Origin of the sequence: Bacillus sp. TSO22, from assembly GCF_020223595.1 — a bacterium.
Taxonomy (GTDB): Bacteria; Bacillota; Bacilli; order Bacillales; family Bacillaceae; genus Bacillus; species Bacillus inaquosorum.
This window is the reverse complement of sequence record NZ_JAHAWO010000001.1, coordinates 147,493-171,645: the sequence shown is the minus strand read 5'-3', so window position 1 is coordinate 171,645 and position 24,153 is coordinate 147,493. Positions and strand designations below refer to the sequence as shown.

General features: G+C 44.5%; 28 protein-coding genes and 1 pseudogene. 5 read left to right on the top strand and 24 right to left on the bottom strand.

Annotation, left to right across the window (positions count from 1 at the left end):
* Positions 1–116 precede the first annotated feature (116 nt).
* The 3 genes from ytrH (at position 117) to KHQ79_RS00945 (ending at position 1,253) form a co-directional block, all read left to right on the top strand.
* A complete protein-coding gene (gene ytrH / locus KHQ79_RS00955) occupies positions 117–458 on the top strand; it encodes a sporulation membrane protein YtrH (protein ID WP_003223537.1) in 342 nt (113 codons plus the stop codon).
* Positions 455–958: a sporulation membrane protein YtrI gene (gene ytrI / locus KHQ79_RS00950; protein WP_003237800.1), complete on the top strand. Its 504-nt coding sequence runs from the start codon at positions 455–457 to the stop codon at positions 956–958. Before ytrH ends, ytrI begins: the two co-directional genes overlap by 4 nt.
* A 103-nt stretch (positions 959–1,061) precedes the next feature.
* Positions 1,062–1,253 (top strand): YtzJ family protein, encoded by a 192-nt coding sequence (locus KHQ79_RS00945; RefSeq protein ID WP_003223533.1) that lies wholly within the window; start codon positions 1,062–1,064, stop codon positions 1,251–1,253.
* Positions 1,254–1,270: 17 nt separating this feature from the next.
* Here KHQ79_RS00945 and nrnA read toward each other — a convergent pair whose 3' ends face one another.
* Positions 1,271–2,212, bottom strand: a complete 942-nt coding sequence (gene nrnA, locus KHQ79_RS00940) for a bifunctional oligoribonuclease/PAP phosphatase NrnA (protein WP_003237803.1) — start codon at positions 2,210–2,212, stop codon at positions 1,271–1,273.
* A 130-nt stretch (positions 2,213–2,342) separates the two neighbouring features.
* Here nrnA and KHQ79_RS00935 point away from each other — a divergent pair, with 130 nt between their 5' ends.
* Entirely contained in the window at positions 2,343–2,645 is a 303-nt protein-coding gene (locus KHQ79_RS00935) for a YtpI family protein (protein WP_003237807.1), read from the top strand.
* A gap of 18 nt (positions 2,646–2,663) precedes the next feature.
* Here the strand turns inward: KHQ79_RS00935 and KHQ79_RS00930 are convergent, their stop codons facing one another.
* From KHQ79_RS00930 to snaA, 13 genes and pseudogenes are all read right to left on the bottom strand, one after another.
* Positions 2,664–3,983, bottom strand: coding sequence for a CBS domain-containing protein (locus tag KHQ79_RS00930; RefSeq protein WP_003237809.1), 1,320 nt, complete (start codon positions 3,981–3,983; stop codon positions 2,664–2,666).
* 174 nt (positions 3,984–4,157) lie between these two features.
* Positions 4,158–5,060, bottom strand: a complete 903-nt coding sequence (locus KHQ79_RS00925) for a sulfite exporter TauE/SafE family protein (protein ID WP_225514042.1) — start codon at positions 5,058–5,060, stop codon at positions 4,158–4,160.
* Positions 5,061–5,078: 18 nt separating this feature from the next.
* Positions 5,079–6,342: pseudogene (locus KHQ79_RS00920) on the bottom strand (M20 peptidase aminoacylase family protein).
* 17 nt (positions 6,343–6,359) lie between these two features.
* A complete protein-coding gene (gene ribR, locus KHQ79_RS00915; RefSeq protein WP_003237816.1) occupies positions 6,360–7,052 on the bottom strand; it encodes an RNA-binding riboflavin kinase RibR in 693 nt (230 codons plus the stop codon).
* A 46-nt stretch (positions 7,053–7,098) separates the two neighbouring features.
* Entirely contained in the window at positions 7,099–8,424 is a 1,326-nt protein-coding gene (locus KHQ79_RS00910; protein WP_225514041.1) for an LLM class flavin-dependent oxidoreductase, read from the bottom strand.
* Positions 8,421–8,702, bottom strand: a complete 282-nt coding sequence (locus KHQ79_RS00905) for a glutaredoxin family protein (RefSeq protein ID WP_225514040.1) — start codon at positions 8,700–8,702, stop codon at positions 8,421–8,423. Before KHQ79_RS00905 ends, KHQ79_RS00910 begins: the two co-directional genes overlap by 4 nt.
* Before the next feature lie 14 nt (positions 8,703–8,716).
* Positions 8,717–9,721: an LLM class flavin-dependent oxidoreductase gene (locus KHQ79_RS00900; protein ID WP_225514039.1), complete on the bottom strand. Its 1,005-nt coding sequence runs from the start codon at positions 9,719–9,721 to the stop codon at positions 8,717–8,719.
* Positions 9,718–10,497 carry a sulfur-containing amino-acid ABC transporter ATP-binding protein TcyN gene (gene tcyN / locus KHQ79_RS00895; protein WP_225514038.1) on the bottom strand — a complete coding sequence of 260 codons (780 nt, stop codon included), beginning with the start codon at positions 10,495–10,497 and terminating at the stop codon, positions 9,718–9,720. Before tcyN ends, KHQ79_RS00900 begins: the two co-directional genes overlap by 4 nt.
* Entirely contained in the window at positions 10,494–11,201 is a 708-nt protein-coding gene (locus KHQ79_RS00890) for an amino acid ABC transporter permease (protein ID WP_225514037.1), read from the bottom strand. The genes tcyN and KHQ79_RS00890 overlap by 4 nt, the downstream gene beginning before the upstream one ends.
* 29 nt (positions 11,202–11,230) lie before the next feature.
* On the bottom strand, positions 11,231–11,950 hold the full coding sequence (gene tcyL / locus KHQ79_RS00885) for a sulfur-containing amino acid ABC transporter permease TcyL (RefSeq protein ID WP_225514036.1): 720 nt from the start codon (positions 11,948–11,950) through the stop codon (positions 11,231–11,233).
* A gap of 21 nt (positions 11,951–11,971) precedes the next feature.
* Positions 11,972–12,784 (bottom strand): amino acid ABC transporter substrate-binding protein, encoded by an 813-nt coding sequence (locus KHQ79_RS00880; protein ID WP_029316878.1) that lies wholly within the window; start codon positions 12,782–12,784, stop codon positions 11,972–11,974.
* Between the two features lie 13 nt (positions 12,785–12,797).
* A complete protein-coding gene (gene tcyJ, locus KHQ79_RS00875) occupies positions 12,798–13,607 on the bottom strand; it encodes a sulfur-containing amino acid ABC transporter substrate-binding protein TcyJ (RefSeq protein WP_225514035.1) in 810 nt (269 codons plus the stop codon).
* A gap of 13 nt (positions 13,608–13,620) precedes the next feature.
* On the bottom strand, positions 13,621–14,157 hold the full coding sequence (gene snaA / locus KHQ79_RS00870; protein WP_019259170.1) for an N-acetyltransferase SnaA: 537 nt from the start codon (positions 14,155–14,157) through the stop codon (positions 13,621–13,623).
* A gap of 152 nt (positions 14,158–14,309) precedes the next feature.
* Here snaA and KHQ79_RS00865 point away from each other — a divergent pair, with 152 nt between their 5' ends.
* The gene (locus KHQ79_RS00865) at positions 14,310–15,236 is read left to right on the top strand and encodes a LysR family transcriptional regulator (protein WP_225514034.1); all 927 of its coding nucleotides are present in this window, start codon (positions 14,310–14,312) and stop codon (positions 15,234–15,236) included.
* Between the two features lie 67 nt (positions 15,237–15,303).
* On the opposite strand, the gene KHQ79_RS00860 is transcribed toward KHQ79_RS00865, so the two are convergent.
* The 10 genes from KHQ79_RS00860 to ytfJ all read right to left on the bottom strand — a co-directional run bounded on the left by KHQ79_RS00860 (position 15,304) and on the right by ytfJ (position 24,147).
* A complete protein-coding gene (locus KHQ79_RS00860) occupies positions 15,304–15,987 on the bottom strand; it encodes a metal-dependent hydrolase (RefSeq protein WP_003237834.1) in 684 nt (227 codons plus the stop codon).
* A 60-nt stretch (positions 15,988–16,047) separates the two neighbouring features.
* Positions 16,048–16,815: an SDR family oxidoreductase gene (locus tag KHQ79_RS00855; RefSeq protein WP_225514033.1), complete on the bottom strand. Its 768-nt coding sequence runs from the start codon at positions 16,813–16,815 to the stop codon at positions 16,048–16,050.
* A gap of 125 nt (positions 16,816–16,940) precedes the next feature.
* Complete coding sequence (locus KHQ79_RS22205; RefSeq protein WP_003237840.1) at positions 16,941–17,072, bottom strand: hypothetical protein; 132 nt, start codon at positions 17,070–17,072, stop codon at positions 16,941–16,943.
* Positions 17,073–17,136: 64 nt separating this feature from the next.
* The gene (gene argH, locus KHQ79_RS00850; RefSeq protein WP_225514032.1) at positions 17,137–18,522 is read right to left on the bottom strand and encodes an argininosuccinate lyase; all 1,386 of its coding nucleotides are present in this window, start codon (positions 18,520–18,522) and stop codon (positions 17,137–17,139) included.
* Positions 18,519–19,730 (bottom strand): argininosuccinate synthase, encoded by a 1,212-nt coding sequence (locus KHQ79_RS00845; protein WP_003229357.1) that lies wholly within the window; start codon positions 19,728–19,730, stop codon positions 18,519–18,521. The genes argH and KHQ79_RS00845 overlap by 4 nt, the downstream gene beginning before the upstream one ends.
* 170 nt (positions 19,731–19,900) lie before the next feature.
* Positions 19,901–20,413: a MogA/MoaB family molybdenum cofactor biosynthesis protein gene (locus tag KHQ79_RS00840; protein ID WP_003237846.1), complete on the bottom strand. Its 513-nt coding sequence runs from the start codon at positions 20,411–20,413 to the stop codon at positions 19,901–19,903.
* An 85-nt stretch (positions 20,414–20,498) separates the two neighbouring features.
* Positions 20,499–21,686, bottom strand: a complete 1,188-nt coding sequence (locus KHQ79_RS00835) for an acetate kinase (protein WP_003223511.1) — start codon at positions 21,684–21,686, stop codon at positions 20,499–20,501.
* Between the two features lie 347 nt (positions 21,687–22,033).
* Complete coding sequence (locus KHQ79_RS00830; RefSeq protein WP_225514031.1) at positions 22,034–23,020, bottom strand: class I SAM-dependent methyltransferase; 987 nt, start codon at positions 23,018–23,020, stop codon at positions 22,034–22,036.
* A 59-nt stretch (positions 23,021–23,079) separates the two neighbouring features.
* A complete protein-coding gene (tpx, locus tag KHQ79_RS00825; protein ID WP_003223506.1) occupies positions 23,080–23,583 on the bottom strand; it encodes a thiol peroxidase in 504 nt (167 codons plus the stop codon).
* 108 nt (positions 23,584–23,691) lie between these two features.
* Positions 23,692–24,147, bottom strand: a complete 456-nt coding sequence (gene ytfJ / locus KHQ79_RS00820; protein WP_003237853.1) for a GerW family sporulation protein — start codon at positions 24,145–24,147, stop codon at positions 23,692–23,694.
* Positions 24,148–24,153: the final 6 nt, after the last annotated feature.

The window sequence follows — 24,153 nt, the reverse complement described above, 5'->3', positions numbered from 1 at the left end:
ATCCATTTCTTTCTTCATTATAAGGCGGGTTTTCAAAAGAAACAAATGTTCTTTTTTGACTCATCATCATACTTGTCCTGAAAGCTCAATATGATATAAAAGGTGAGGTGATAAAGATGGATCAAGAAGCAGGATTTATGGTGAATTTTATCAATAGCTACTTCATTGCGTTAGGGGTGCTGATCGGCGGCGCACTCATCGGAGGACTCGGAGCATATTTGGCAGGCGAAGCCCCGCTTACGGCCATTACAAAGCTTGCAAACCGGTTAAAAATATGGGCGCTTGTCGCAGCTATCGGGGGCACCTTTGATGCGGTATACAGCTTTGAACGGGGCATTCTTGAAGGCAATACGAGAGATATCTTTAAGCAGCTTCTTTTGATTATTTCGGCCATGGGCGGCGCGCAAAGCGGCTGGCTCATTATTTCATGGCTGACCCAGGAGCATCTTTCTTCATGAGGGTCCCACAGCATTACAAAAAACCGGGATGGCAGCGTTTTTTCGCGGGCATGATGTGCGGAGCCGTAATCAGCTGGTTCTTTTTCCTGTTTACTTACGGAACATTCCAAGAGGAGCAGGTCAGCCTCATCGAAAAACAAAAAGAGCACGTAAAAGACTTAAACAATCAAATTTCGATCTATCAGGAAGACCTCCATAAACTGAATGAAGACAATAAAAGAAAACTGTTGATCCAAAGCGTCAGCGTCAAATTAGTGAATGGGGAAAAATATAAAATATCGCAGCCGGAAGAAACAAAATTCGAGGAGCATGTAAAGGATAATATTTCAGAGGTAATTACAAAAGACATAGAGAGCGTCTATCAAACAAAGGATCTTTTGAAACGGACAATCGAAAATAAAGTCTATATGATTAATGAAAAAAAATACGAGGCAACCGTCAAGGAATTAATTATTTATACGAGACTGACAGTAGAACTTGAAATATCATTCGCCGCGTAATTATGGATTTTTTTCAAATTCTCCAAACTTCTGTCGCTTTTTCCCATTCTTTTTTATAAACTATATGTGAGAGGCTTAAAGGCGAAAGGAAGGAGGAAGGGAAATGGAGGTTTACAGTGACCGTCAGTTAGCAAAAGATCAAGCAGCCCGGCTCAGACAAGGTTTTTCTGCATATGCCGAAACACACTCACTCGCTTCCCTCATCAAAAAAGAACTTCAATCTCACAATCTCCAAGTCTACGAGGACCTTACTGATTTCGGCTGCTGGTTCATCCCCGTCACAGATGAACACTAAGAGAGAGGGTTTCCCCTCTACTTGTGTTCTTTACATAATGTTTCCAGATCAGCCAAAATCCGATCAGCTTCATCCCAGCTGTAAATAGAGGCGCCTGAAGCAAACGGATGCCCTCCGCCGTTATATTTCCGGGCAAGTCCGTTAATGACAGGGCCCTTAGAACGGAATCTCACTCTGATTTGATCATCTTCTTCTACGAAAAACACCCAAGCGCGAATACCTGAGATATTTCCAAGCGTACCGACAAGCTGCGACGCTTCAGAAGCCGTTGTGCCGAACTTTTCAAGCGTATCCTTTTTGATGAAAACAGAAGCGGCGCCGTTTTCGGACAATGACACATTTTGAAAGATAAAGCCGTTAAGCTTCACCACATTCAGTTTTGTTTCATACAATTGATTAAACAACTCTGAGGAAGAGAATGGATACTGAATGAGCTCGCCTGCATATTTTAATGTTTTTTCCGTTGTATTCGGAAATAAGAAGCGTCCGGTATCTCCGACAATGCCGGCATAGATCAGCTCTGCCGCTTTCGTATTCAGCTTCCAGCCGTGCTCTTTTCCTTCTAAATACAGCTCGTAAATCATTTCACTTACTGAGCTTGCGCTTGTATCGACCCAGAGAAGGTCACCGTATGGATCTTCGTTCGGATGATGGTCGATTTTCATCAGTTTGGCGCCTGAAGGATAACGCTGATCATCGATTCTTTCCTGATTTGCCGTATCGCAGACAATGACAAGTGCGCCTTCATATGTTTCATTGTCCACCTCATCGAGGGAATATAAGAAAGAGAGGGACGGTTCAGGCGTGCCGACCGCAAAAATATTTTTTTCAGGGTACGTTTCCCGCAGGATTTCCGTAAGTCCGCACTGTGATCCGTAGGCATCCGGATCAGGACGCACATGTCTATGTAAGATAATCGTGTCATATAATGATATGGTTCTGATCAGTTCTGTTTTCATTTGATACTCCTTTATTGTTTTTATTCATTAAATCACATTCTCTGCCGACGGAAAAGAAAAATAACGTCAAAACCAAGCCCGTTTTTGTATAGAATGGGTTTGTAAACTTTTACGATGGAGGATTTCATTTATGCTGGTTCTTGTTTTTTTGATTGGGCTTTCAGCCTGCTTTTATGTGTTCTATAAAGTAAAAGGCGTACGGTCAAAGCAATCTTTGGAAAAAGAAATCTGTTCAGCAAAATCAAGCATGGCCTTAGGGTCACTGGTCCTGTTCTACGGGCTTAACCAAATGATATTATTCCATTCAGTATTAACGTTAGTAATCGGCGGTATCTTTATCGTCATAGGAGCAGGAAGCGCTTGGGCAGGTTATAAAGCCTACAGGCATTACTATCCCCTTCACGCCAAAGAAGCTGAAAGAGATCACGCGTAAGGGGCGCCTGAACGTCCCTTAGCTTCTTTCCATCAGCTGAACCATCAGCATCGCTTTCGACACGATATGGCCTTGGCTGTGCACTTCAACTTCCATTTTTCCGAACTTTCTGCCGGCCTCCAAAATGCGCGGTTTGACTTCGATAACCGATTCCATCTGCACAGGCTTCAAAAAGAAAATGGTGATGCTTTCTATTACAAGTTCGCCGCGTTTTTTCGAGCGCAAAAACCGGTTTGCCGCTTGCGTCAAAATGGTTGTAAACACACCATAAGAAATGGTTCCGAGCTGATTTGTCATCTGCGGCGTGACTTCATACTCGTAAACCGTTTGATCCTCTTTATCATTATCCTCATCTTTAAATCCCCTTGAAACGATATCATCAAGCTTCTCCCCGACCTGGGGCTGCTTTTGAATCATTTGAAGGGCTTTTAACACGTCTTGGCGGCTGATCATGCCGATCAGTTTTTGGTGGCCGTCAGTGACGGGAAGCACTTCGATCCCTTCCCATACCATCGTTTGCGCCGCTGAGGCGACAGATGTTTTCCCAATAACCGTAACGGGATTTTTGGTCATGACCTTTTCGATGGGTGCGTTTCGGTCATGGCCGGCAATATCTTTTGATGTCAGGATGCCGTGGATTTTCATCTGATCGTCGACAACAGGGAACCGGCCGTGTCCCGTTTCAAAATTTTTCTCATACCACTTTTCAAGTTTATCCTTAGGCGAAAGATATACCGTACGGTCAGCAGGCGTTAGGATGTCCTCCACCAGGACAATTTCTTTTTTGATCAGCTGGTCATAAATCGCCCGGTTAATCATTGCGGCGACTGTAAACGTGTCATAGCTCGTGGATAAAATCGGCAGCTCAAGCTCATCTGCCAGCTGCACAATGCTGTCATCCGTGTTGAAGCCCCCGGTCACCAATACAGCCGCGCCCGCCTCAAGCGCCTGTCTGTGTGCGTTGATTCTGTTTCCGACAATCAAAAGATTCCCCGCTGCGGTGTAACGCATCATTGCGTCCAGCTCCATCGCGCCGATGACGAATTTATTCAATGTCTTATGGAGTCCGGCCCGGCCTCCGAGCACTTGTCCGTCTATGACATTTACAACCTCTGCATAGGTAAGCTTTTCAATATTCTCTTTTTTCTTTTGCTCAATCCTGATTGTGCCCACACGTTCAATTGTGCTGACAAACCCTTTATTCTCTGCTTCCTTGATCGCTCTGTACGCGGTCCCTTCACTTACTTTCATTTCCTTTGCAATTCTTCGCACAGAAATTTTTTCACCGACAGGCAGTGAATCAATATACGTTAATATTTGTTCATGCTTCGTTGCCAAGCCTTTCACCTCTAAGGACAGTCTTCTGCTTTTATTATAAGGGCTCGGAGGATTTGTACGCAATGAGGCTGGAAAATAAAAAAAGAAGCCTGCCCGGCTTCTTACAGCGTTGGTTTCGTTCCAGTCAAGCGCAAGGACCTCGTGATTCCTTTTACATTATAAGGCGGAAAATCTTTATTTTTCTTTTAAATGGACATCAACCGCTGTCTTAACCCTATTTCGATTCCCTATTTTAGATAAAACGAATAAAACAGCAAACAGCCATATTGCTCCTATCACCGTATAGATCAATGGATAAACAGCTGTGTTTTCGATCCATTCATTTATCAATGTTCTGGCGTTTACTAGAATAATAAATCCTCCTACAAGCACACCCATCAATTGCGGATGAAATTTTTGCACCAGCCATGCTGCGATAGGAGCAGCGATGATTCCGCCCGCCATTAACGAGCCGACCCATAACCAATTGACATCCTCCCATCCTAATGAAATAAGAAAACCGGCAGTTGCAGATACTGCGATGGCAAATTCACTTGTATCTACAGTCCCTACGACTTTCCTCGGGCTTAAGCCTTTACGGGATAATAGAATCGGAGTGGTGACAGGGCCCCAGCCGCCCCCGCCTGTGGCATCTGCAAAACCGGCGATCACTCCTAATGGGATGGATTGTTTTCGGCTTAACGGCACGTGTTTTTTCTCAAGAGCAGGCTTGTATTGAAATAAAACTCTGATCAATACATATCCGCCCAGCAGGAGCAGAAACAAAGAAATATAGGGTTTCGCCACATCTCCAGGTAAACGGCTGAGAAATGCCGCGCCTAAAAAAGCGCCTATTGAACCAGGAATGACAAGCTGATAAACGGTTTGTTTGTCAACATTGCCAAATTTAATATGCGATACTCCCGATGCGGCAGTCGTTACGACTTCCGCTAAATGGACAGAAGCCGAAGCCACAGCAGGTGTGATGCTGAAAGCCAATAGCAAGGAAGTTGAGGTAACCCCATAAGCCATACCTAACGAACCGTCTATTAATTGCGATAACAAGCCTATAAATGCAAAAACGATTAATTTCTTCATCAGAACACCCCATCTATCTCAATCAGATATTTTTGACTCTTCATTCCTGCATGGATGAATCTAATAATCTCCTAGCACTTTCATATAAAAAATAAGAGGCTTTTATAATGGCAGTTTCATCAATTGTAAATGCCGGGTGATGCCAATCATGATCGCCGCCTGTTCCAAAAAACGCAAATGATCCGGGAATATGCTCCAGATAGTAAGCAAAATCTTCTCCGGCAGTTGACGGGTCGGGATCAATGACCTGAAGTCTTGCTTTATGTGCAGCGTCTCGCACCAGCTCAGTTATTGCCTCATCATTACAAAGCGGCGGCGGTCCGGATTGCCACTTCACATTTGCCTTTAACGAGAAAGCAGAAGAAATCTGAACTGCGACAGCCAAAAAACGCTGCTTCACTTGATTACGAACCTCTGAATCAAATGTACGAACAGTGCCCTCGATTGCAACAGTATCCGGGATGACATTCCATGTGCTGCCGCCGTTGATTTTCCCCACGGTGACAATCGCGCTATTTAGCGGGTTTATATTTCTGCTTACAATCGTTTGCAGGGCGACGATGAGCTGAGAGGCGCCGACAATGGGATCAAAACCATTATGCGGCAATGCTGCATGAGCACCTTTTCCTTGTATCTCTACTTTAAATCGGTCAACAGCAGCCATAAGCGGCCCTGTTTTTAGCCCTATCGTCCCCACTGGTATATCCGGTTTATTGTGAAGGCCAATCACTGCATCAATACCATCCAACTGGCCGTCCTCTATCACTTTTGCAGCGCCGGCGCCTGATTCCTCTGCCGGCTGAAATAATAAACGAATCTTTCCTTTTAGGCTGTCTCGATTTTCCTTTAATAAAAAGGCCGCACCAAGAAGCGCTGCCGTATGAAAATCATGACCGCACGCATGCATGATTCCTTTATGTTTAGACGCATAAGGCAATCCTGTTTTTTCTTCGATTGGCAAGGCGTCAATATCAGCCCTCAAAGCAATTGACGGGCCTTCTGATTCCCCTGCTATGTCTGCGAATACACCTGTTTTCAGTGAAGTTGGACGAATCTGTATCCCCTTTTCTGCAAGGCATTTTTTTATAAAATCAGTTGTTTTAAACTCTTCTTTCGACAGTTCAGGATATTGGTGCAGGTGCCGGCGAATGCCGATGAGCTGTTTTTCCAGCGTTGAGAGATTCACGGGATTATGCCCCTCTTTCAACTTGAGCATGTCATTTTCATTTTCTGCCTGAAATGGATATGTGCCTTCTATATTTCTCCAATAATCCAAAGACATCTTTCCCGCTCCTTTCCCTATCCCAATATATTTTCTTCAGTTTCTTCAATATAAGCAGCAACAAAGCGGCTCAACTTGTCAGCAAGACCGCCCGCCCCAAATTTTATATATTTACTGGAAACTTTTTGATCGCCTTCTTTCAAATAGCTTAAAAAAGATAAAATATAGATACGCCTGTAAGCAACTTGTGTAATTCCGTACTCAAAAAACCAATTGTCTATGACATTGTAAACGCCTCGGTTGATGCCATATAGATTGTTACATTTCTTGTAAAAGCAAAGATCCGGAAGATTCAATTCCTGATGGAAAAGCAGGTTTTCTTTTTTGTTTTGTGTTGTAATCCCAATCAGTTCAAAGCGTTTTGCCGCGCATGAAATATCTTTTTTGATTTGCTTTTTTAAAGACTCCAAAGAATCAAACCTTCTTTCTTCTCTAATTTTAAAGAGAATACTGCATTCAACCATTTCTCCATAGATGTCTTTATGAAAGTCAAACAAAAAAATCTCCAATGTCTTTTTAAGGTGAGAGCCGACCGTCGGTTTCACGCCGATATTCATAACCCCTAAATGAAATTGATGATTGACTGCCGCCAGAACCCCATAAACCCCATCATGCAGCCCATTCAGTTTCGCATCTACATTTGCCGTGGGGAATCCCAGCTTTCTGCCTAATTGTTTTCCTTTCACAACCGTACCCGCAATGATTGTCAAAAAAGTCATCCTCCCCTCTCAGCTTCCGCTTCTGATCAAACGGCACCTAATTTGATGAATGTAACACGGACTGATGCAAGGGAATGCCGAGACCGAGATTTTCCCGCAATGTCCCGCCGCGATAATCTTGACGATAAAGCCCTCTTTCTTGAAGAATCGGAATGACTTTTTCTACAAAAGCATCAAGTGTTCCCGGTATATCCGACCCGATGATAAACCCATCAGCCGCCTCAGCGTTAAACCAAGTCTCAATTAAGGATGCGACATGCTTTGGTGTGCCGATGAATAGGGGCCGCGGAAAAGCCATTTCCTGTGCTACCTCCCGCAATGTCAGATTTCTGGCTTTTGCTTCTCTCTTAATCCGGTCTGTTGTGCTTTGAAACGCATTCTTTCCGACATCGCCAATATCGGGGAACGGTTCATCCAGCGGGTAAACACTCAGATCATAATCATCAAAAAAACGGGCCAAATAGGTAACAGCATTTTCAATCGGAATCAACTCTGCAAATTCACGATACTTCTTTTCTGCCTCTTCTTCCGTATCTGCCACAATCGGACTGATCCCCGGAAAAATCCGCACACTGGAAGGATCACGCCCTTCTGCAGCAGCGCGCCTTTTCACATCCGCATAAAACGCTTTTGTCTCCTCTAATGAATTGGAATGGGTAAAAATCGCATCTGCATTTTTGGCGGCAAACTGCCGTCCTGTTTCTGATGAACCCGCTTGAAACACTACTGGCTCCCCCTGTTTAGAACGCCCGATATTCAAGGGCCCCTCTACTTGAAAATACTTTCCTTTGTGATTCAGGCGATGAAGCTTCGCCGGATCAAAAAATCGCCCTGTTTTTTTATTGTGTGTAAATGCATCATGCTCCCAGGAATTCCACAGCCCGCGCACAACATCCAAATGCTCCTGTGCAATCTCGTAACGCTCGGTGTGTTCTGGCAGGCTGGTCTTACTATGGTTGCGTGCCGCTCCTTCCTGCGGAGAAGTAACCAGATTCCATCCGGCCCTGCCCCCGCTGATATGGTCCAGCGACATCAATTGTCTGGAGATGGTGAATGGCTCAGTAAAAGATGTAGAGAACGTTCCTACTAAACCAATATTTTTCGTGACCGATGCAAGCGCCGATAATATGGTGATGGGCTCAAATCGGTTTAAAAAATGGGGAATTGATTTTTCAGAAATAAATAAGCCATCTGCAATGAAAATAAAACTGAACAAGCCTTTTTCGGCTGTTTGCGCCTTTTGCCTGTAGAATTCAATATTCGTACTCGCCGAGGGATCGATATCGGGATGACGCCAGCCGTCGGTTGTTCCCCCGACACCGTGAATCATGGCTCCAAACTGAATAAAATCTGATCGTGTCATCTTCTTGCCTCCTTTATCTGTGCATATTTGGCAAGTGCAAGCTCAAGGTGTTCAATGCCGATTTCAGTAACCCCTTGATACTGATTGCCGTTACCGATTTCGACCACAGGCACATGGCGTATCCCATATTTCGCCTGTAAAATATCCCGCAGCTCTTCTTTCTCCGAAACATCGATATTTTGGAACGACAATCCTTTTTCATTCAAATAATTCTTGACTTCCTCGCAATATGAACAGCCTTTTTTACTCCAAACCACAATGTTCACAACATCACTCATGCTTCCCGTCCCCCTTAACGTTTTGCAGCTAAAACCGCATCGCTCAGCAGCTGATAAGACAGCTGTTTTTCGCCAGCATTTTTGATCGGTGTAAAAACAACAAAATCATTGATGTCGTATGTGTCTGATAAACGTTTTAATTCTTCTGCCGCTTCTTCCTTCGTTCCGGCAATCACCCCGGTTTTTTGCACGAGGATCTCATACGGCTGGCTGACGTTTTCTAGATAGGCTTCAGCCTGTTCACGGGTGCCGACGTTGACCCTCCGCCCGTCTTGTAAAACCACTTTTATCGATTCACGCGACACAATATGTTTTTCAGCTTCTTCTTTTGTATGTGCCGCAAAAACAGCGGGAGCAAGATGAAATTCGGCCTCAGAGCCTGGCGGCAAATGTGCGTCAAAGGCTCGGCGCGCTTCTTTCAGCACTTCCTCTTCACCGTTAATAAAATATGCAAAGACGAAAGAGATTCCCAGTTTTGCAGCTGAAATGGCACTCTCTGCGCTTCCTCCCAGCAGATAAATTCCCGGCTTCTGTTCAACCCGCGGAGCAGGACGCAATGCCGCATAGCGGTGGCTATCAGGAAAATCATCCCGAATGAAATGAGTAAGCTCCTCCAGCTTTTCATCAAACTGGCGCGCCGGTTTTTCATATTCATCCTGCAGCGCGTCTGTGGACAGCTGAAACCCGCCGGGCGCTTTGCCCACTCCGAGATCTATACGGCCGGGAGCTAACGCCGACAGAAGATGGAACTGCTCCGCCACTTTGTAAGGGCTGTAATGCTGCAGCATCACCCCGCCTGATGCTAACAGAATTTTCTTTGTGCTTGCGGCAAGATAGCCTAAAAGAACCTCAGGCGCAGAGCCTGCGATTTCATCATTGTTGTGATGTTCAGCCACCCAAAAACGATGATACCCACACTCTTCAGCCATCTTTGCCAAGTTCACCGTGTGCTGTAATGTATCGGCTGCTGTCTCCCCTTCACCAATCAAGCTTTGATCTAAAATACTTAAGCGGATCATATCACCGGCTCCTTTATGTGTTCTTTTGGTTCAAATAAATATTCCGGCGAAACGCGGCGGAGAAACTGTCTCGTTCTTTCTTTTTTGGTATGGCGGAAGACTTCTTCCGGAGTTCCTTGTTCAACAATGGCTCCATTATCCATAAAAACAACTTGATCAGAGACCCTTCTTGCAAACTCCATTTCATGTGTAACAACAATCATGGTGGCTCCGGTTTTCACGATATCCAGCATCACTTCAAGGACTTCACCGACCAGCTCCGGGTCAAGCGCAGCCGTCGGCTCATCGAACAGCAGCACATCCGGGTGAATGGCAAGTGCCCTCGCTATCCCGACCCTCTGTTTTTGTCCACCCGATAATTGACTCGGATAAGCGTTCAATTTGTCTTGAAGCCCGACCTTTCTCAGTTCATTTTCAGCTATGGCATACGCGTCTTGTTTTCTCATTTTCCGGGCGATCGTCAAGCCCTCCATGACATTTTCAATCACCGTTTTGTGAGCAAACAGATGATATTGCTGAAATACCATTGCCGTCTGTTTTCTCAGCCAGTGAATGTCTTTTTTGGACGGATAGCTGCAATTAATCACTTTGTCGTGTAAAGAAATGACCCCTTCGTCCGGCCGTTCTAATAAATTCAGGCAGCGTAAAAAGGTGGTTTTCCCTGAACCGCTAGGGCCTATAATGGTTACAACTTCTCCCTTGCGTACAGTGAGATTTATCCCTTTTAATACATGGTGAATGCCAAACTGTTTATGGATATTTTTAACCTCAATCATAATGCGCCTCCTTGAAATCTGGCTGCCTTTCTCTCTAATACTCCATTTGCGGTTTCCAAGATTAGAGTCAGCGCCCAATAGATAATCGCCGCTCCGATAAAAGCTTCTAAAAATGCATAATTATCAGAAGCAACGATAGTCGCCGTCCCTGTTATCTCAGGAACAGCCACTATAGCCGCGATAGAGGTTGTATGCAAAAAGCCGATGCCCAAATTTGTGAAGTTCGGGATTGAAACCATCAGCGCCTGCGGCAATATCACACGGCGAAAGGTTTGGCTATGTGTCAGGCCGATTGAATAAGCTGCTTCGACCTGTCCGGTATCCATCGCCAGAATGCCCGACCGGATGATTTCTGTCAGATAAGCTCCGGCAGTTAAAGACAAAGCCATGATGACAAACACGGCGACCGGTATCTGATTGGCGGACCAGCCAAGATGAAAAAAACTGCTGACTTGATCTACAATCGGCGGTATCCCTAAATAAATCAGCATAATGTGAAGGATTGCAGGTGTACTTCGAAAAAATGACACATAAAACCTTGAGCAAGCCATCAAACCTTTAATCCTGAAAATTCTAATAATTATATTTCCAAGAGCCACGAGAAATCCAAACACGATCGGCAAAACAGCCATTATCAATGTCAGCGGAATGGTCTTTATCATTTCTTTCATGGCGGAAGCGATAAATGGAAAGTCAAATTGCAATCTTCTCCCTCCTCATCCCAAGAAATATGTCAATGTATGTTCATGTCAAAAACGGTAACAAGCCTTGTTTGATTCTTCTTGATTCGGTTTTCGGCCAATCTAAAGAACCATTCGAATAAAACCGCAACGGCATAATAAACAATCGATAGCGCAATGTAAACTTCAAGAGAATGATTGCTTGAGGTGATCAGGGTTTGGCCTCTTCCGGACATATCCATGACACCTATTGAAAAAGCAAGAGACGTATCTTTTAAAGAACTGATCACCATGTTTCCCATATTCGGAAAAGCCTGCACAAGTGCCTGGGGCAGAACGATGCGCCTGAAGGCCTGCCTTCCGCTCAGGCCAATGCTGTACGCCGCTTCCGTTTGGCCTTTATCTACACTCCCCACGCCCGCTCGAATGATTTCAGCGGCTGCCGCTGCATTGCTTAACGCATAAGTTGCGACAGCAGCATAAAACGGGTCCATTTTTGATGTATCAATCCCGATAAGCCCCGTCAGCGCCGGGATTCCATAAAACACGATGAAAAGCTGCACCATAATGGGCGTTCCCCTGAAAAACGAGATATACACTTTTGCCAATTGTTTCACAATAGGAATGTTGTAAATGCGGGGCAGCGCCAGAAAAAGCCCCAATACAAATCCGAAAAGCAATGACAGTGTTAAAATGTATAATGTAACCGGCAAATAACCGGTTAATGTCGGCACAAAATCTGCAATCATATTGACATCAAACGCTTTTTCCATCACTGCTCCCTCTCTTTTTACTTAATACTGCTCCTTGGAATAATCGTCTCCAAGCCATTTCAAACTGAGTTTTTTCAGCGTTCCGTCATCAATGATTTCCTGTAAGGCTTTATCAATATCGTCACTTAACGTTTGTTCATTTTTGTTAAACATAAAATACACTTTGGCATTCGAAAGCACATCACCGACGGTTTTTTCTTTAATAGCGCTCGTTTTGTTTTGAAAATCTACTGCAAAAGGCGTTGAAATGGTCGCGTCCGCACGCCCTGATTTCAGCTGATTCGCGGTCTCATTCGCGCCTTGCCCCTCATAGGCAATCTTAAATGGGCGTCCATTTTCCTCATTCCATTCCTTCAGTACAAGCGCTCCGTTGGAGGTTGCGCTCGTAATCACCCGTTTTCCTTTTAAATCTTCAATCCCTTGAATCGTATTGTTATCTTGCAGCACGGTAATTTTTAAAGGAAAATGATTGTAGGCTACCTTGTTAAACAGAAATTTTTTCTCACGCTCTTTGCTTTTCTCCATTTGGTGTGCCACGATATCGACTTTATGCTGTCCGAGGCTGACAAGCAGGTTGGAAAATTCCATCGTTTTAAACGTGAATTTATAATTTGGCAGGCGTTTATCAAGCTCTTTGATCAGTTCGACATCATAACCGGTTAAATCGCCTTTTTCATCGATAAAGCAAATATTCGGAAATTGAGTTCCGGTTCCGACCGTGATTGTCTTTATCTTCTTTTGCTCGGCTCCCGTCGTTTGATTGTCTGCGCCGCAAGCCGACAGAACCGTAATAAGTGAAAATAATATTGTTATAAATGCTGCTTTTGTTCTCATCTCATCGCCCCATTTATTTTTCAAAACTTGATTTTGAATAATCTGCACCGAGCCATTTCCGGCTTAGTTTTTTTAACGTTCCGTTTTTCTCCAGCTTTTTAATCGCTTGATCCGTGGCATCCGCCAAGGTTTGGCTGCCTTTATTGAACATAAAGTACACCTCGGTATCTAATAACACGTCACCGACTGTCTTTTGGCGGAAAGCGTGCGTTTTATTCTGAAAATCAACGGCAAACGGTGTTGATATCGTTGCGTCTGCGCGCCCGGTTTCAATTTGATTGGCGGTGTCATTGCTTCCCTGTCCTGCGTATTTCAAATGAATCGGGCTGCCGTGCGTTTTGTTGTAATTCGTTATATAATCGGCCGCATTTGACGTGGCACCGACAATGACTGTTTTTCCGTGTAAGTCTTTTAATGTATGAATCTTGTTATTATCCTCTCTCACCGTGATGTACATCGGCGAGTAGTTATACGGCACTTTATGATATAAAAAACGCTTTTCTCGTTCTTTATTTTTGGCCATGTTGTGCGCGATCACATCAATTTTTTTATTTCCGAGGCTCGTCAGCAGATTTGAGAAATCCATCGTTTTAAATTCAAATGTATATTGCGGTAATTCCTTATCGATGGCTTTCATCACTTCAATGTCATACCCGGTCAAATCGCCTTTTTTATTTAAAAACGCAATATTCGGAAAATATGTTCCGGTACCGACTATGACTGTTTGAACCTGACGATCTGTTTTATTATTTGCTTCCGAGCCGCACCCGCCAAGTAACGCAACCACTGACAGCAGCAAAACCATTCCCATACGCTTATTCATAGGCTGCCTCACATTATGCCCAGCTTGGCGCACCTAAAAGCGCCGGGTTAAATCGTTCCGGAATCAGAACCTTATGCATCATCACACCTATGTCCCCGTCTTTTTCCTGCTCAAAGTACACTTCATACCCTCTCCTTCTGTACATGTCGGCAAGCCAAGGATGCTTGCGCGCCGAAGTGCCTAGCGTCAGCGCAGGCGCCTTCAGCATATCTCGAAGCACTTTTTCTTCTACGTACGTCAGCAGCTCGCTTCCGGCGCCCTGCCCTTTATATTCCGGAAGCGTCGCAAACCACCAAACAAACGGATATTTTGAAGGAGGGGTCTCACTCTCCCATGGAAACCTGATGGTAATTGTTGAAATTAGCTTCCCATCCCGCTCCAGCACGACCGCTGAATGATTTTCGATATTCTCTGACACCATATGGATGTCAGCTCTCGTGGAAGGCCAATCAATATCAAGCTGCCGAATTGGCTGAAAAGCGCTGTTAACCAATTTCAACAACTCCGGTGCATCTTCAACAGTTGCCAATCGAAAAATATCCTTACTCATTTCTGGCACTCCCCTTCATAAAATATACAATTCCCATTTGTTTACTAAGCTTTTATTGTTTATACTATAAAGCATACTTTTATCTTTGACTAATCAAAAAAAGTAAACCTTCACTTCAGTAATTTTGATGATGAAAAACAGGAGGGAGCACCTTGGAATTTCGCTCAATTAAAACGTTTCATACGATTGTAAAATTCGGAAGCTTCTATAAAGCTGCGGAAATACTAAACTACTCGCAGCCGACGATATCGATGCGTATGAAGCAATTAGAGCAGGATTTAGGCGTACAGTTGTTTGAAAGAGGAAAAAACCTGCAGCTGACAAAAGCGGGGAAACTTTTTTATGAACGAACAGGAGATCTTTTGACTCAATACGAGGCGCTTAAACACAACCTCTCCGACTTAAAGGAAGAAGAGGCAGGCATCATCAACATAGGAGTTTCAGAGCCGACTGCCAGTCTGATATTCCCTGACATTTTAAAGGATTTCTTAAAGGATTACCCAAAGATAACGGTTAATATCAACGTTGATGACGCCAATACCTGCAGTCAAAAGCTCTTAGACGGGACGATTGATTTTGCAGTGTGCGGCGAGCCGGAATTGATTCTCGAAAACTACTATCACCCATTTTTTTATGACACATTAAATGTGCTTGTATCTGATCGCCATCCGCTCGCTGAGAAGAAGGCTGTTCATTTATCTGATTTAGAAGGAGAGTGCTTTATATTTACGCCTGCCAATTGCCCTATTCGCATACAAATTGAACAACACTTACATAGAGAACTCGGCAATCGTTACAGAAAAATGGAGCTCACAAGCAGCATGGCGCATAAATATTACGTGCGGGAAAACATTGGGATTTCAATCTTCACCAGCACTGCACATTCTAAAACGCTTAACGGCACTAAAGTCATCCCCATTCTGAATATGGATATTGCACCTCCTATAGGGCTGTTAACAAATCGAAAAGAAAATCATTTTGACTGCGCCACGAAGGACTTGATTGCCCGGCTGACCAAACGTTTACATCAGCGCAGCAAAGAATTGGAAGGAAACTCTGATAAAGCCATTACAGGATAACAAGCTGCCACCTGTTTCTCAAAAAATAAAAAACATCTCCTGAACAATCAGGAGATGTTATCACCGTTTAAAGCTCGATCGTCTCACCGACCGCCATGACTTTACCGACTCCGCCCGGCAGGCTGTCAGCGAATGCCTCAGGGTCTTGTTCGATAACCGGGAATGTATTGTAATGAACCGGCACGACCTGTTTTGCCCGCAGCCATTCAGCGGCAAGCTTGGCGTCTTCAGGCCCCATCGTAAAGTTATCGCCAATCGGCAGGAAGGCAAGGTCAATATGATTCAATTCGCCAATCAGCTTCATATCAGAGAAAAGAGCCGTATCGCCCGCGTGGAAAATCGTTTTATCTTCTACTGTCAGTAAAATACCAGCTGGCATGCCTGTATAAGTAATCGTCTTGTTTTCCTCATCTGTGATGGCTGATCCGTGAAAGGCCTGTGTGAGCTTCACTTTTCCAAAATCGAACTGGCGGGAGCCGCCGATGTGCATTGGATGAACATTCAAGCCTTTCCAGCCTAGGTACACGGCGAGCTCGTTCGGAGCTACAACCAGCGCGTTGTTTTGCTTGGCGATTTGCTCAGTGTCGCCGACATGATCATTGTGGCCGTGCGTCAATAAGATGACGTCTGCTTTTACATCCTCCGGCTTTACATCCGTTAACGAATTCCCTGTCAAAAACGGATCAAATATAATATGATGGTCCTTGGTTTCCACTGTGATTACAGAATGTCCGTGATATGTCACTTTCATTTCTTTCACCTCGTCACGTATTTTAATTTTTTAATTTCCCTTTTCAAAAAGCTGAAAAACTTATGTTGTTTGATTCTTATTAATGACATTGAGGCCTCCGGTGGCTTCAATGACAGTCCCTGTCACAAGGTCTGAATTCTCTTCACACAAGAAGGCGATAATCCGGGCGATATCCTCGCCTGTACCGGATCTCCCTATCGGCGTTTTTTCTTTGCCGATCTGCTTTCTGGCTTCCTCTATTGACGCTTCCTTCATGTCCCCGACAATGTCCCCCGGGCAAACCATGTTGGCGGTTATGCCGAATTCGGCTTCTTCAATGGCAATGGTCTTCGTCAAAGAAGCCAAACCCACTTTCGCAGCGCCAAATGCCGATCGGTGAAGCCAGCCGGGTGCGTGCGCCGCTCCTTGAAATCCGTACGTGATGATGCGGCCGAATTGCTGTTTTCTCATAATAGGAATAACCGCTTTGAATAAATGAAAGACGGCGCTTAAATTTCCTTCCAGCATACCGTACCATTCATCATCAGTATAATCGGCTAATTTTTTACGTTCAAATATGTATGGTCCCGCGTTGTTAATCAAAAAGTCGATCCTTCCGAAGCGGTTTAAAGCAGTCTCTGCAATACGCAGCAGATCTTCTTTTTTGGTGACATCTCCTTTTACAAATTGCAGCCGGTCAAGACAATCAGGACAGGCTTCCTTCAGGCGGCTCACAGCCTCCTCATCCTGCCTGTAATTGACTGTTACTGAATACCCCTTTGCAAGCAACGTCTCAGTCACTTTACGGCCTAAACCCTTCGAACCGGCAGTAATTAAAGCATGTCGCACATGAATACCTCCCAAAGCAACGTCGCCGCTTTCATAAAGTGTTTCTTCTTCTACTTTACTATAAAAGCCCATCAATATCACTTTTTACACTTTGACATACAAAAAAAGCTGCCTGTACAGACAGCTTATTCTGCAGAAGATGAAGACTCCTGATCAGGCATATCGACATAACCGCTTTGATATGCTTCTGAAATGAGCCTTGTTGTCTCCTGGCTTTCTTGTTCATCATAAATATAGCGTTCCGGTTCTTTTTTCATCCTTCTGCCTCCCATCATTATAGAGGTAGGTTGGCTATAATGACGGGATTTTATGAAGGAAATTTTAGCAAACTCCTGCTGCCACGCAAGCTTTCGCTTTTTCAAGCGCCTGCTCCACCTGTTTGAATCCGGTGCCTCCGGCGCTCATTCTTTTTTCAACTGCGTGGTAAGGGTCTAACACAGTGTAAATATCTTCTTTGAAGAGCGTGCTCGCCTGCTGAAAATCACCAAACGGCATATCGCTTAAATAGATCCCTTTTTCAATGCATGTGTACACAAGTTTTCCGACCACTTCATGCGCTTCTCTGAACGGCATTCCTTTTTTCGCTAAATAATCGGCCAATTCCGTCGCATTTGAAAAGTCTTGTTTTGTCGCTTGCTTCATGACGTCTTTGTTTACAGTCATTGTTTGGATCATGCCTGTGAAGATTTGCAGGCTGCCCTCAACCGTTTTCACCGTGTCAAACATGCCCTCTTTGTCTTCCTGCAGGTCTTTGTTGTAAGCGAGCGGAAGACCTTTCATAATCGTAAACAGTCCCATCATATCGCCGTATACGCGTCCCGTTTTGCCGCGGATCAGCTCTGCCATATCAGGGTTTTTCTTTTGCGGCATCATGCTGCTTCCCGTTGCGTACGTATCGTCAAGCTCGATGAATTTAAACTCCTGAGAGCACCATAGAATGATTTCTTCAGAGAAACGGGATAGGTGCATCATCAGCATACTGCTGTTGCTTAAAAACTCCAAAATGAAATCTCTGTCGCTGACGCCGTCCAGGCTGTTTTCATAAATGGAATCAAAACCGAGCAGTTCTGCTGAATAATCACGGTCGATTGGGAAGGTTGTTCCCGCGAGTGCTCCGCAGCCGAGCGGAGATTTGTTAATCCGCTTCATTGAATCCTGAAAACGCTCCTTATCGCGCTCCAGCATCCAGAAATACGCAAGCAGATGGTGAGCGAATGAAATCGGCTGGGCACGCTGCAGATGTGTGTAGCCCGGCAGAATCGTTTCGATATTCGCTTCCGCCTTATCGATCAGCGCACTTTGGAATGCCTCAATCAGTTCAATGATGTGGCCGACATGATTTTTCAAATATAAATGCATGTCAGTCGCGACCTGGTCATTCCGGCTTCTTCCGGTATGCAGCTTGCCGCCGATAGGGCCGATTTCATCAATGAGCATTTTCTCAATGTTCAAATGTATATCCTCATAATCGACTGAGAATTCCAATGCTCCCTCCTCTGCTTTTTTCAAAAGGGTTTTCAGTCCCTCACGGATTTTCAGCTCTTCTTCCGCTGTCAGGATACCGCATTTTTTCAGCATAGCAGCATGTGCGAGAGACCCTGTAATGTCTTCAGTGACTAAATTTTGGTCAAATGATATGGACGCGCCGAACTCGTCGACCCATTTTTCCGGTGTTTTTTGAAATCGGCCTCCCCAAAGCTTCTTCATGCTTTAATCTGCTCCTTCTTTTTCACGATGCTGTTCACTTTTGTCGGAAGTCCCCAAAGCTCGATAAAGCCGATTGCCGCATGGTGATCAAACGCATCGTCTTTTGTATACGTTGCAAGTTTTTCATCATATAGAGAGTATTCTGATTTACGTCCCTCTACAATCGCATGGCCTTTAAACAGCTTCACGCGGACAATGCCTGTAACATGTTTTTGCGTTTCTTTTAAGAAAGCATGCAGCGCGTCTTTTAACGGTGAGAACCATAAGCCGTTGTAAATGATTTCTGACATTTTTTGCTCGATGATCGGTTTAAAGTGGGCTACCTCTTTAACCAGTGTCAAATCTTCTAATTCTTTATGCGCTTTGATTAGTGTCATCGCACCAGGGCATTCGTATACTTCCCGGGATTTAATGCCTACAAGGCGGTTTTCCACATGGTCGATACGTCCGACACCGTGTGCGCCTGCCATTTCATTCAGCTTCAAAATCAGTTCAGAAAGCGAGTAGGATACGCCGTCAATGGAGACAGGCACACCTTGTTCAAATGCAATTTCAATCACTTCCGGCGTGTCCGGCGTTTTTTCCAGCGGAGCTGTTAAATCGTATGCGCCTTCTGGCGGCGCCGCCCATGGATCTTCTAAAATGCCGCACTCATTTGCGCGTCCCCACAGGTTTTGGTCGATAGAATACGGGCTGTCAAGATTGATCGGAATCGGAATGCCGCGGCTTGCCGCATATTCAATTTCTTCTTCACGTGACCACTGCCATTCGCGAACCGGCGCGATGACTTCAAGGTCAGGGTTTAATGATTTAATGGAGACTTCGAAACGAACCTGGTCATTTCCTTTCCCTGTGCATCCGTGTGCAATCGCCTGTGCATCTTCTTTTTCCGCGATTTCAACCAGTTTTTTTGCAATCAGCGGTCGAGATAATGCCGAAACGAGCGGATATTTTCCTTCATACATCGTGTGGGCCTGCAGAGAGATAAGCGCGTAGTCCTGTGCGAATTCTTCTTTCGCATCGATCACGTAGGAGTTTGTCGCGCCGACTTCCAGCGCTTTCTGCTGAACAAATGCCAAATCTTTGCCTTCACCGACGTCCAGGCAGCATGCGATTACATTATATCCTTGTTCCTGAAGCCATTTTATTGCAACGGAAGTATCAAGACCTCCTGAGTATGCTAATACGACTTTTTTCTGTTCTGACATGATAAAAATCCCCTCTCAACCGTGTTTCTTTTTTTGTATAAAAATAAATTATATTTAATAAAAATACATTTTGTATGTATACACTTTAACAATTACGTTTCGTTTTTTCAAGCCTTTTATAAAAAAAACTTCACCTAAATTTCCAGGTGAAGTTTATAGTATTTATTCATTTACTTGTCTTTTCTGATTTCTCTAATTACATGTGCAAGTTCGGGAATAATCAGCTTATTCATTGCCAGCTTTACCGCGCCGCTTGAGCCTGGCGTTGAGAAAACGGCTGTATGCTGGATGACGCCAGCAGTGGCTCTCGACATGATTGCGGCAGATCCGATATCCTCTGTATAACTCAGCATCCTGAATATTTCTCCAAAGCCGGGCAGCTCTTTCGAAAACAGCGGCGTAATGGCTTCAATTGTGACATCCCGATTTGCTATGCCTGTCCCTCCGTTTAAGAGAACCGCGTCTGTCTGTTCATCCATGCAGCCCGCAAGCACAGCCCGCTGCAAAGCATCCTTATCGTCTTTTACAATTTCATATGCAGCAATGTGGTGACCGGCTTCTTCTAAAAACGACATCATCAGCTTGCCGCTTTTATCCGTTTCTTCTGTCCTCGTGTCACTGACTGTAATCACTTTGCACCGAACGATATCGGGAGCTTCCTGTTTATGCTCTTGAACGCTCATTGGCCCACCTCTTTTATTTTTTTCTGTCTGTCACTATCATGCATCAACAAAAAAGCACATTCAAGAGAATGTGCTTTCATGCGATTTATTTTGCTAAACGGACAACGTCGCGCGCAATCATGACTTCTTCATCAGTCGGAATGATCATGACTTTTACTGGGGAATGCGGATAGCTGATGAAAGCTTCCTCGCCGCGCACGTTATTAAGCGCAGGATCCCAGTATACGCCCATGAATTCTAAGCCGCGAAGCACGCGTTCTCTGACTTCCACACTGTTTTCACCGATACCGGCAGTAAAGATGATCGCATCAACACCGCTCATTCTTGCAGCATAAGAACCGATGTATTTGTGGATTCTGCTTGCGAAGACTTCAAGAGCAGTTTCCGCGCGCTCATTTCCTTCTTTCGTTGCTTCAACGATGTCACGAAGATCGCTTGAGAAACCGGAGATGCCGAGCAGTCCGCTTTTTTTGTTTAATGTATTCAGTACTTCGTCAGCTGTCTGGCCTGTTTTCTCCATGATGTATGGGATCAGGGCAGGGTCGATGTTTCCAGAGCGTGTACCCATTGCAACACCTGCAAGCGGCGTAAAGCCCATAGATGTATCAATTGATTTTCCGCCTTCAACAGCAGCAATACTTGCGCCGTTCCCAAGGTGGCAGGAAATCAGGCGTAAGTCTTTTAACGGACGGCCGAGAAGCTCTGCCGCGCGCTCAGTCACATATTTATGTGAAGTGCCGTGGAAGCCGTATTTACGGATGCCGAATTTTTCATAGTATTCATACGGCAGGCTGTACAGGTAAGACTGTTCAGGCATTGTTTGGTGGAATGCCGTATCAAAAACAGCAACCGCAGGAACATTTGGAAGCACTTCTTTGAACGCTTTAATTCCAACGATATTTGCCGGGTTGTGAAGCGGTGCCAATTCAGAAATATCTTCAATTTCCTTAATGGTTTCATCAGTCAATAAAACAGAATCGCTGAATTTTTCTCCGCCGTGCACGACGCGGTGGCCAATTCCGTCAATTTCATTCAAATCTTTAATAATGCCGAATTCCGTTAACTTATTCAGCAGCATTTTAACAGCTACCGCATGATCTGGAATATCAGTTACTTCTGTATTTTTTTCGCCGTTTACAGAAATCGTGAATACGCTGTCGGCGATACCAATTCGTTCAACTAAACCCTTCGTTAAAACGGTTTCTGAAGGCATTTCGAAAAGCTGAAATTTCAAAGACGAGCTTCCTGCGTTAATTGCAATAATTTTGGACATGATTGACGCTCCTTTATACTCTGTATCAACAACTTCGTTTTTTCGTACTTTTTCCCGGTGAATCTCATCATCTTCTCCGAAAAATATCTGACTTTTCCATTTAAACATTGTCATGTCGGCATTTCAAGTCAACTTGTGTATTGATAACGCTTACAAAGAGAAGTCGTTATTTTCAGACATATTACCTATAGATTTCTTATTGGCGAACGCTTACATTTTGCGGTTTACCCTTCTGTATTTTGTGTTTCAAAGACGGATTCAATTCGTCAGCCCGATCGTCAAGTAGCCATAATAAAAACAGCCTAAGCATCCATCATATGACGGCTGCCTAAGCTGCTATTTAACATCTATTTTTCTTTTTTAAACCACGTATCCATTTGAGCCATTATATCAAGCATCGACTTCTGATTGGAGAAAGACGGAAGATTCGCAAGCAGAATTTGACTTGGCGCTTTCGTCTCCTCTCCTTTTTTCTGAAGCACAAGAATGCTTTTGGCATGAGCCTCGTCTTTAAAAATGGATTTTGGCAGCTGCAACAGCGCGTTAATATGAACATTATCTTTGAAAAACTGTTTCAGCTTATCGCTTTGGGAGCTCTCAAACAACTGATTCGGGATCATAAAAAATAAGTAGCCGCCCGGTTTGGTATGCTTGACGCTCTGTTCAATAAACAGATGATGCGCGAAGGAATGGCCTTCGTCCGCTTTGAGCTCAAACGCTTCTGCTCCTTCGTCATTCGGATAATAGCCGACCGGCAGATCGCATATGACCGTGTCAACAGGATCGATAAACAGCGGCTCAAGGCTGTCCTGATGAAAAAGCTCAAGCTCTTTTTTCAGAAGGTTCGCTTGGGCATACGCAATCTTCAGCAGCACGTCATCAATTTCAATGCCATAGCTATTCGCCGTTTTTTCAGATAGCTGGTTCAGCACGGTAAACAGAAGATTTCCCGTTCCCACAGCCGGATCTAGAACCGTCAGTTCCTTTTTGTCCGCCATAAACTTATTCACCAAATAACTGATGAAAAGCCCGATCGTGTCCGGCGTCATTTGTCTGTTCGGATGGGAGATATCTTTCAGCCCTTTCAGGACAGCAAGCTGAAAAGCTTTGCGCACCCACTCGTGCTCATATGTGCCGAATTCCGCTTTTTCAAGCAGCGCCTGAAGCTGTTCGGTTTTCTTATCCGGCAGTTTCAGCTGATCCGCTTTTTCAAGAAAATACATTTCTCCCGCTTCAGCCAACGCCTCTATATATGAAATTTGCAATTCATTCTTTATGATGATCACGGCTTCGTCTAATAGCTCGTACACCGTGCCTACATAGTCTTTTTGCATCTTGTGTTCCTCCTTGCCATAAAAAAAGCTCCGGCGGCAGCCAGGAGCTTTTTCCCTGCTTACTTCACTAATGCTTTGGCAGCCTCAATTGGCTTTTCATAGTTCGGGTGGTTTGTTGCTTCGCTTACATATTCAGCGTAAACGACTTTTCCGTTCTCATCAAGGACAAATACGGAACGCGCAAGCAGACGAAGTTCTTTAATATACACACCGAACGCTTCGCCGAATGACATATCTCTATGGTCAGACAGCGTTTCCACTTTGTCAATTCCGTTAGCGCCGCACCAGCGCGCTTGTGCAAATGGAAGGTCTGCACTGATTGTATAGACGTTGACATCTCCAAGCTTTGCAGCTTCTTCGTTAAAACGGCGTGTTTGTGCATCACAAACACCTGTATCAATTGAAGGGATAACAGAAATAATCGTTACCTTTCCTTTCATATCAGCTAACGATTTTTCTTCAAGGCTGTTAGTCAGCACTGTGAAATCAGGGGCTTGATCTCCTACTTTCACTTCTTGTCCGACAAGTGTAACCGGACCGCCTTTAAATGTAATTTCAGCCATTATAATTCCTCCCTTTTGTATGTATGTCTCTATCATAGTAAAGTTTCCTGCAAACTGCAAAGTTTATGCCAAAAAAAAGTTAACTGCGGCCGGCGCAGTTAACCTTCTTTAATAATTCATATTGTTCATTTGGTTTTGATTTTGGCCCTGGCCTTGGTTCTTGTTATTTTTCTTGAACATTTGCTGGATGCGTTCAAGCGTTTGGGGGGCAGCGTCTAAAATTTTCTCAATCAAATGGGTATTTTCATCTAAATGAAGCATTCTGATGCCGGTCGATCCGACAATTAAAAACGCGATCGGCGTAATGGACACACCGCCCCCGCTTCCGCCTCCGAAAGGAAGTTTTTGTTCTCTTGTCTCATCGTCTTCTGATTTCTTTTCTGCCGGCTTTTGGCCAAACTCGCTTCCGCCTGCGGCGAATCCGAATCCAACTTTAGAAACAGTTAAAATCACGCTTCCATCCGGCGTTTCAACCGGATCTCCGATGATGGTATTAACATCAATCATTTCCTTCAAGTTTTCCATTGCGGTTTTCATTAAACCTTGGATGGGATGGTCTGCCATTTACGC

What these genes read in the sequence shown, in the direction of transcription:
- ytrH (WP_003223537.1), top strand. Translation starts at nt 117, where the DNA reads ATGGATCAAGAAGCAGGATTTATGGTGAATTTTATCAATAGCTACTTC.
- ytrI (WP_003237800.1), top strand. Translation starts at nt 455, where the DNA reads ATGAGGGTCCCACAGCATTACAAAAAACCGGGATGGCAGCGTTTTTTC.
- KHQ79_RS00945 (WP_003223533.1), top strand. Translation starts at nt 1,062, where the DNA reads ATGGAGGTTTACAGTGACCGTCAGTTAGCAAAAGATCAAGCAGCCCGG.
- nrnA (WP_003237803.1), bottom strand. Translation starts at nt 2,212, where the DNA reads ATGAAAACAGAACTGATCAGAACCATATCATTATATGACACGATTATC.
- KHQ79_RS00935 (WP_003237807.1), top strand. Translation starts at nt 2,343, where the DNA reads ATGCTGGTTCTTGTTTTTTTGATTGGGCTTTCAGCCTGCTTTTATGTG.
- KHQ79_RS00925 (WP_225514042.1), bottom strand. Translation starts at nt 5,060, where the DNA reads ATGAAGAAATTAATCGTTTTTGCATTTATAGGCTTGTTATCGCAATTA.
- KHQ79_RS00910 (WP_225514041.1), bottom strand. Translation starts at nt 8,424, where the DNA reads ATGACACGATCAGATTTTATTCAGTTTGGAGCCATGATTCACGGTGTC.
- KHQ79_RS00905 (WP_225514040.1), bottom strand. Translation starts at nt 8,702, where the DNA reads ATGAGTGATGTTGTGAACATTGTGGTTTGGAGTAAAAAAGGCTGTTCA.
- KHQ79_RS00900 (WP_225514039.1), bottom strand. Translation starts at nt 9,721, where the DNA reads ATGATCCGCTTAAGTATTTTAGATCAAAGCTTGATTGGTGAAGGGGAG.
- tcyN (WP_225514038.1), bottom strand. Translation starts at nt 10,497, where the DNA reads ATGATTGAGGTTAAAAATATCCATAAACAGTTTGGCATTCACCATGTA.
- tcyL (WP_225514036.1), bottom strand. Translation starts at nt 11,950, where the DNA reads ATGGAAAAAGCGTTTGATGTCAATATGATTGCAGATTTTGTGCCGACA.
- KHQ79_RS00880 (WP_029316878.1), bottom strand. Translation starts at nt 12,784, where the DNA reads ATGAGAACAAAAGCAGCATTTATAACAATATTATTTTCACTTATTACG.
- tcyJ (WP_225514035.1), bottom strand. Translation starts at nt 13,607, where the DNA reads ATGAATAAGCGTATGGGAATGGTTTTGCTGCTGTCAGTGGTTGCGTTA.
- snaA (WP_019259170.1), bottom strand. Translation starts at nt 14,157, where the DNA reads ATGAGTAAGGATATTTTTCGATTGGCAACTGTTGAAGATGCACCGGAG.
- KHQ79_RS00860 (WP_003237834.1), bottom strand. Translation starts at nt 15,987, where the DNA reads ATGAAAGTGACATATCACGGACATTCTGTAATCACAGTGGAAACCAAG.
- KHQ79_RS22205 (WP_003237840.1), bottom strand. Translation starts at nt 17,072, where the DNA reads ATGAAAAAAGAACCGGAACGCTATATTTATGATGAACAAGAAAGCCAG.
- argH (WP_225514032.1), bottom strand. Translation starts at nt 18,522, where the DNA reads ATGAAGAAGCTTTGGGGAGGCCGATTTCAAAAAACACCGGAAAAATGG.
- KHQ79_RS00845 (WP_003229357.1), bottom strand. Translation starts at nt 19,730, where the DNA reads ATGTCAGAACAGAAAAAAGTCGTATTAGCATACTCAGGAGGTCTTGAT.
- KHQ79_RS00840 (WP_003237846.1), bottom strand. Translation starts at nt 20,413, where the DNA reads ATGAGCGTTCAAGAGCATAAACAGGAAGCTCCCGATATCGTTCGGTGC.
- KHQ79_RS00835 (WP_003223511.1), bottom strand. Translation starts at nt 21,686, where the DNA reads ATGTCCAAAATTATTGCAATTAACGCAGGAAGCTCGTCTTTGAAATTT.
- KHQ79_RS00830 (WP_225514031.1), bottom strand. Translation starts at nt 23,020, where the DNA reads ATGCAAAAAGACTATGTAGGCACGGTGTACGAGCTATTAGACGAAGCC.
- tpx (WP_003223506.1), bottom strand. Translation starts at nt 23,583, where the DNA reads ATGGCTGAAATTACATTTAAAGGCGGTCCGGTTACACTTGTCGGACAA.
- ytfJ (WP_003237853.1), bottom strand. Translation starts at nt 24,147, where the DNA reads ATGGCAGACCATCCCATCCAAGGTTTAATGAAAACCGCAATGGAAAAC.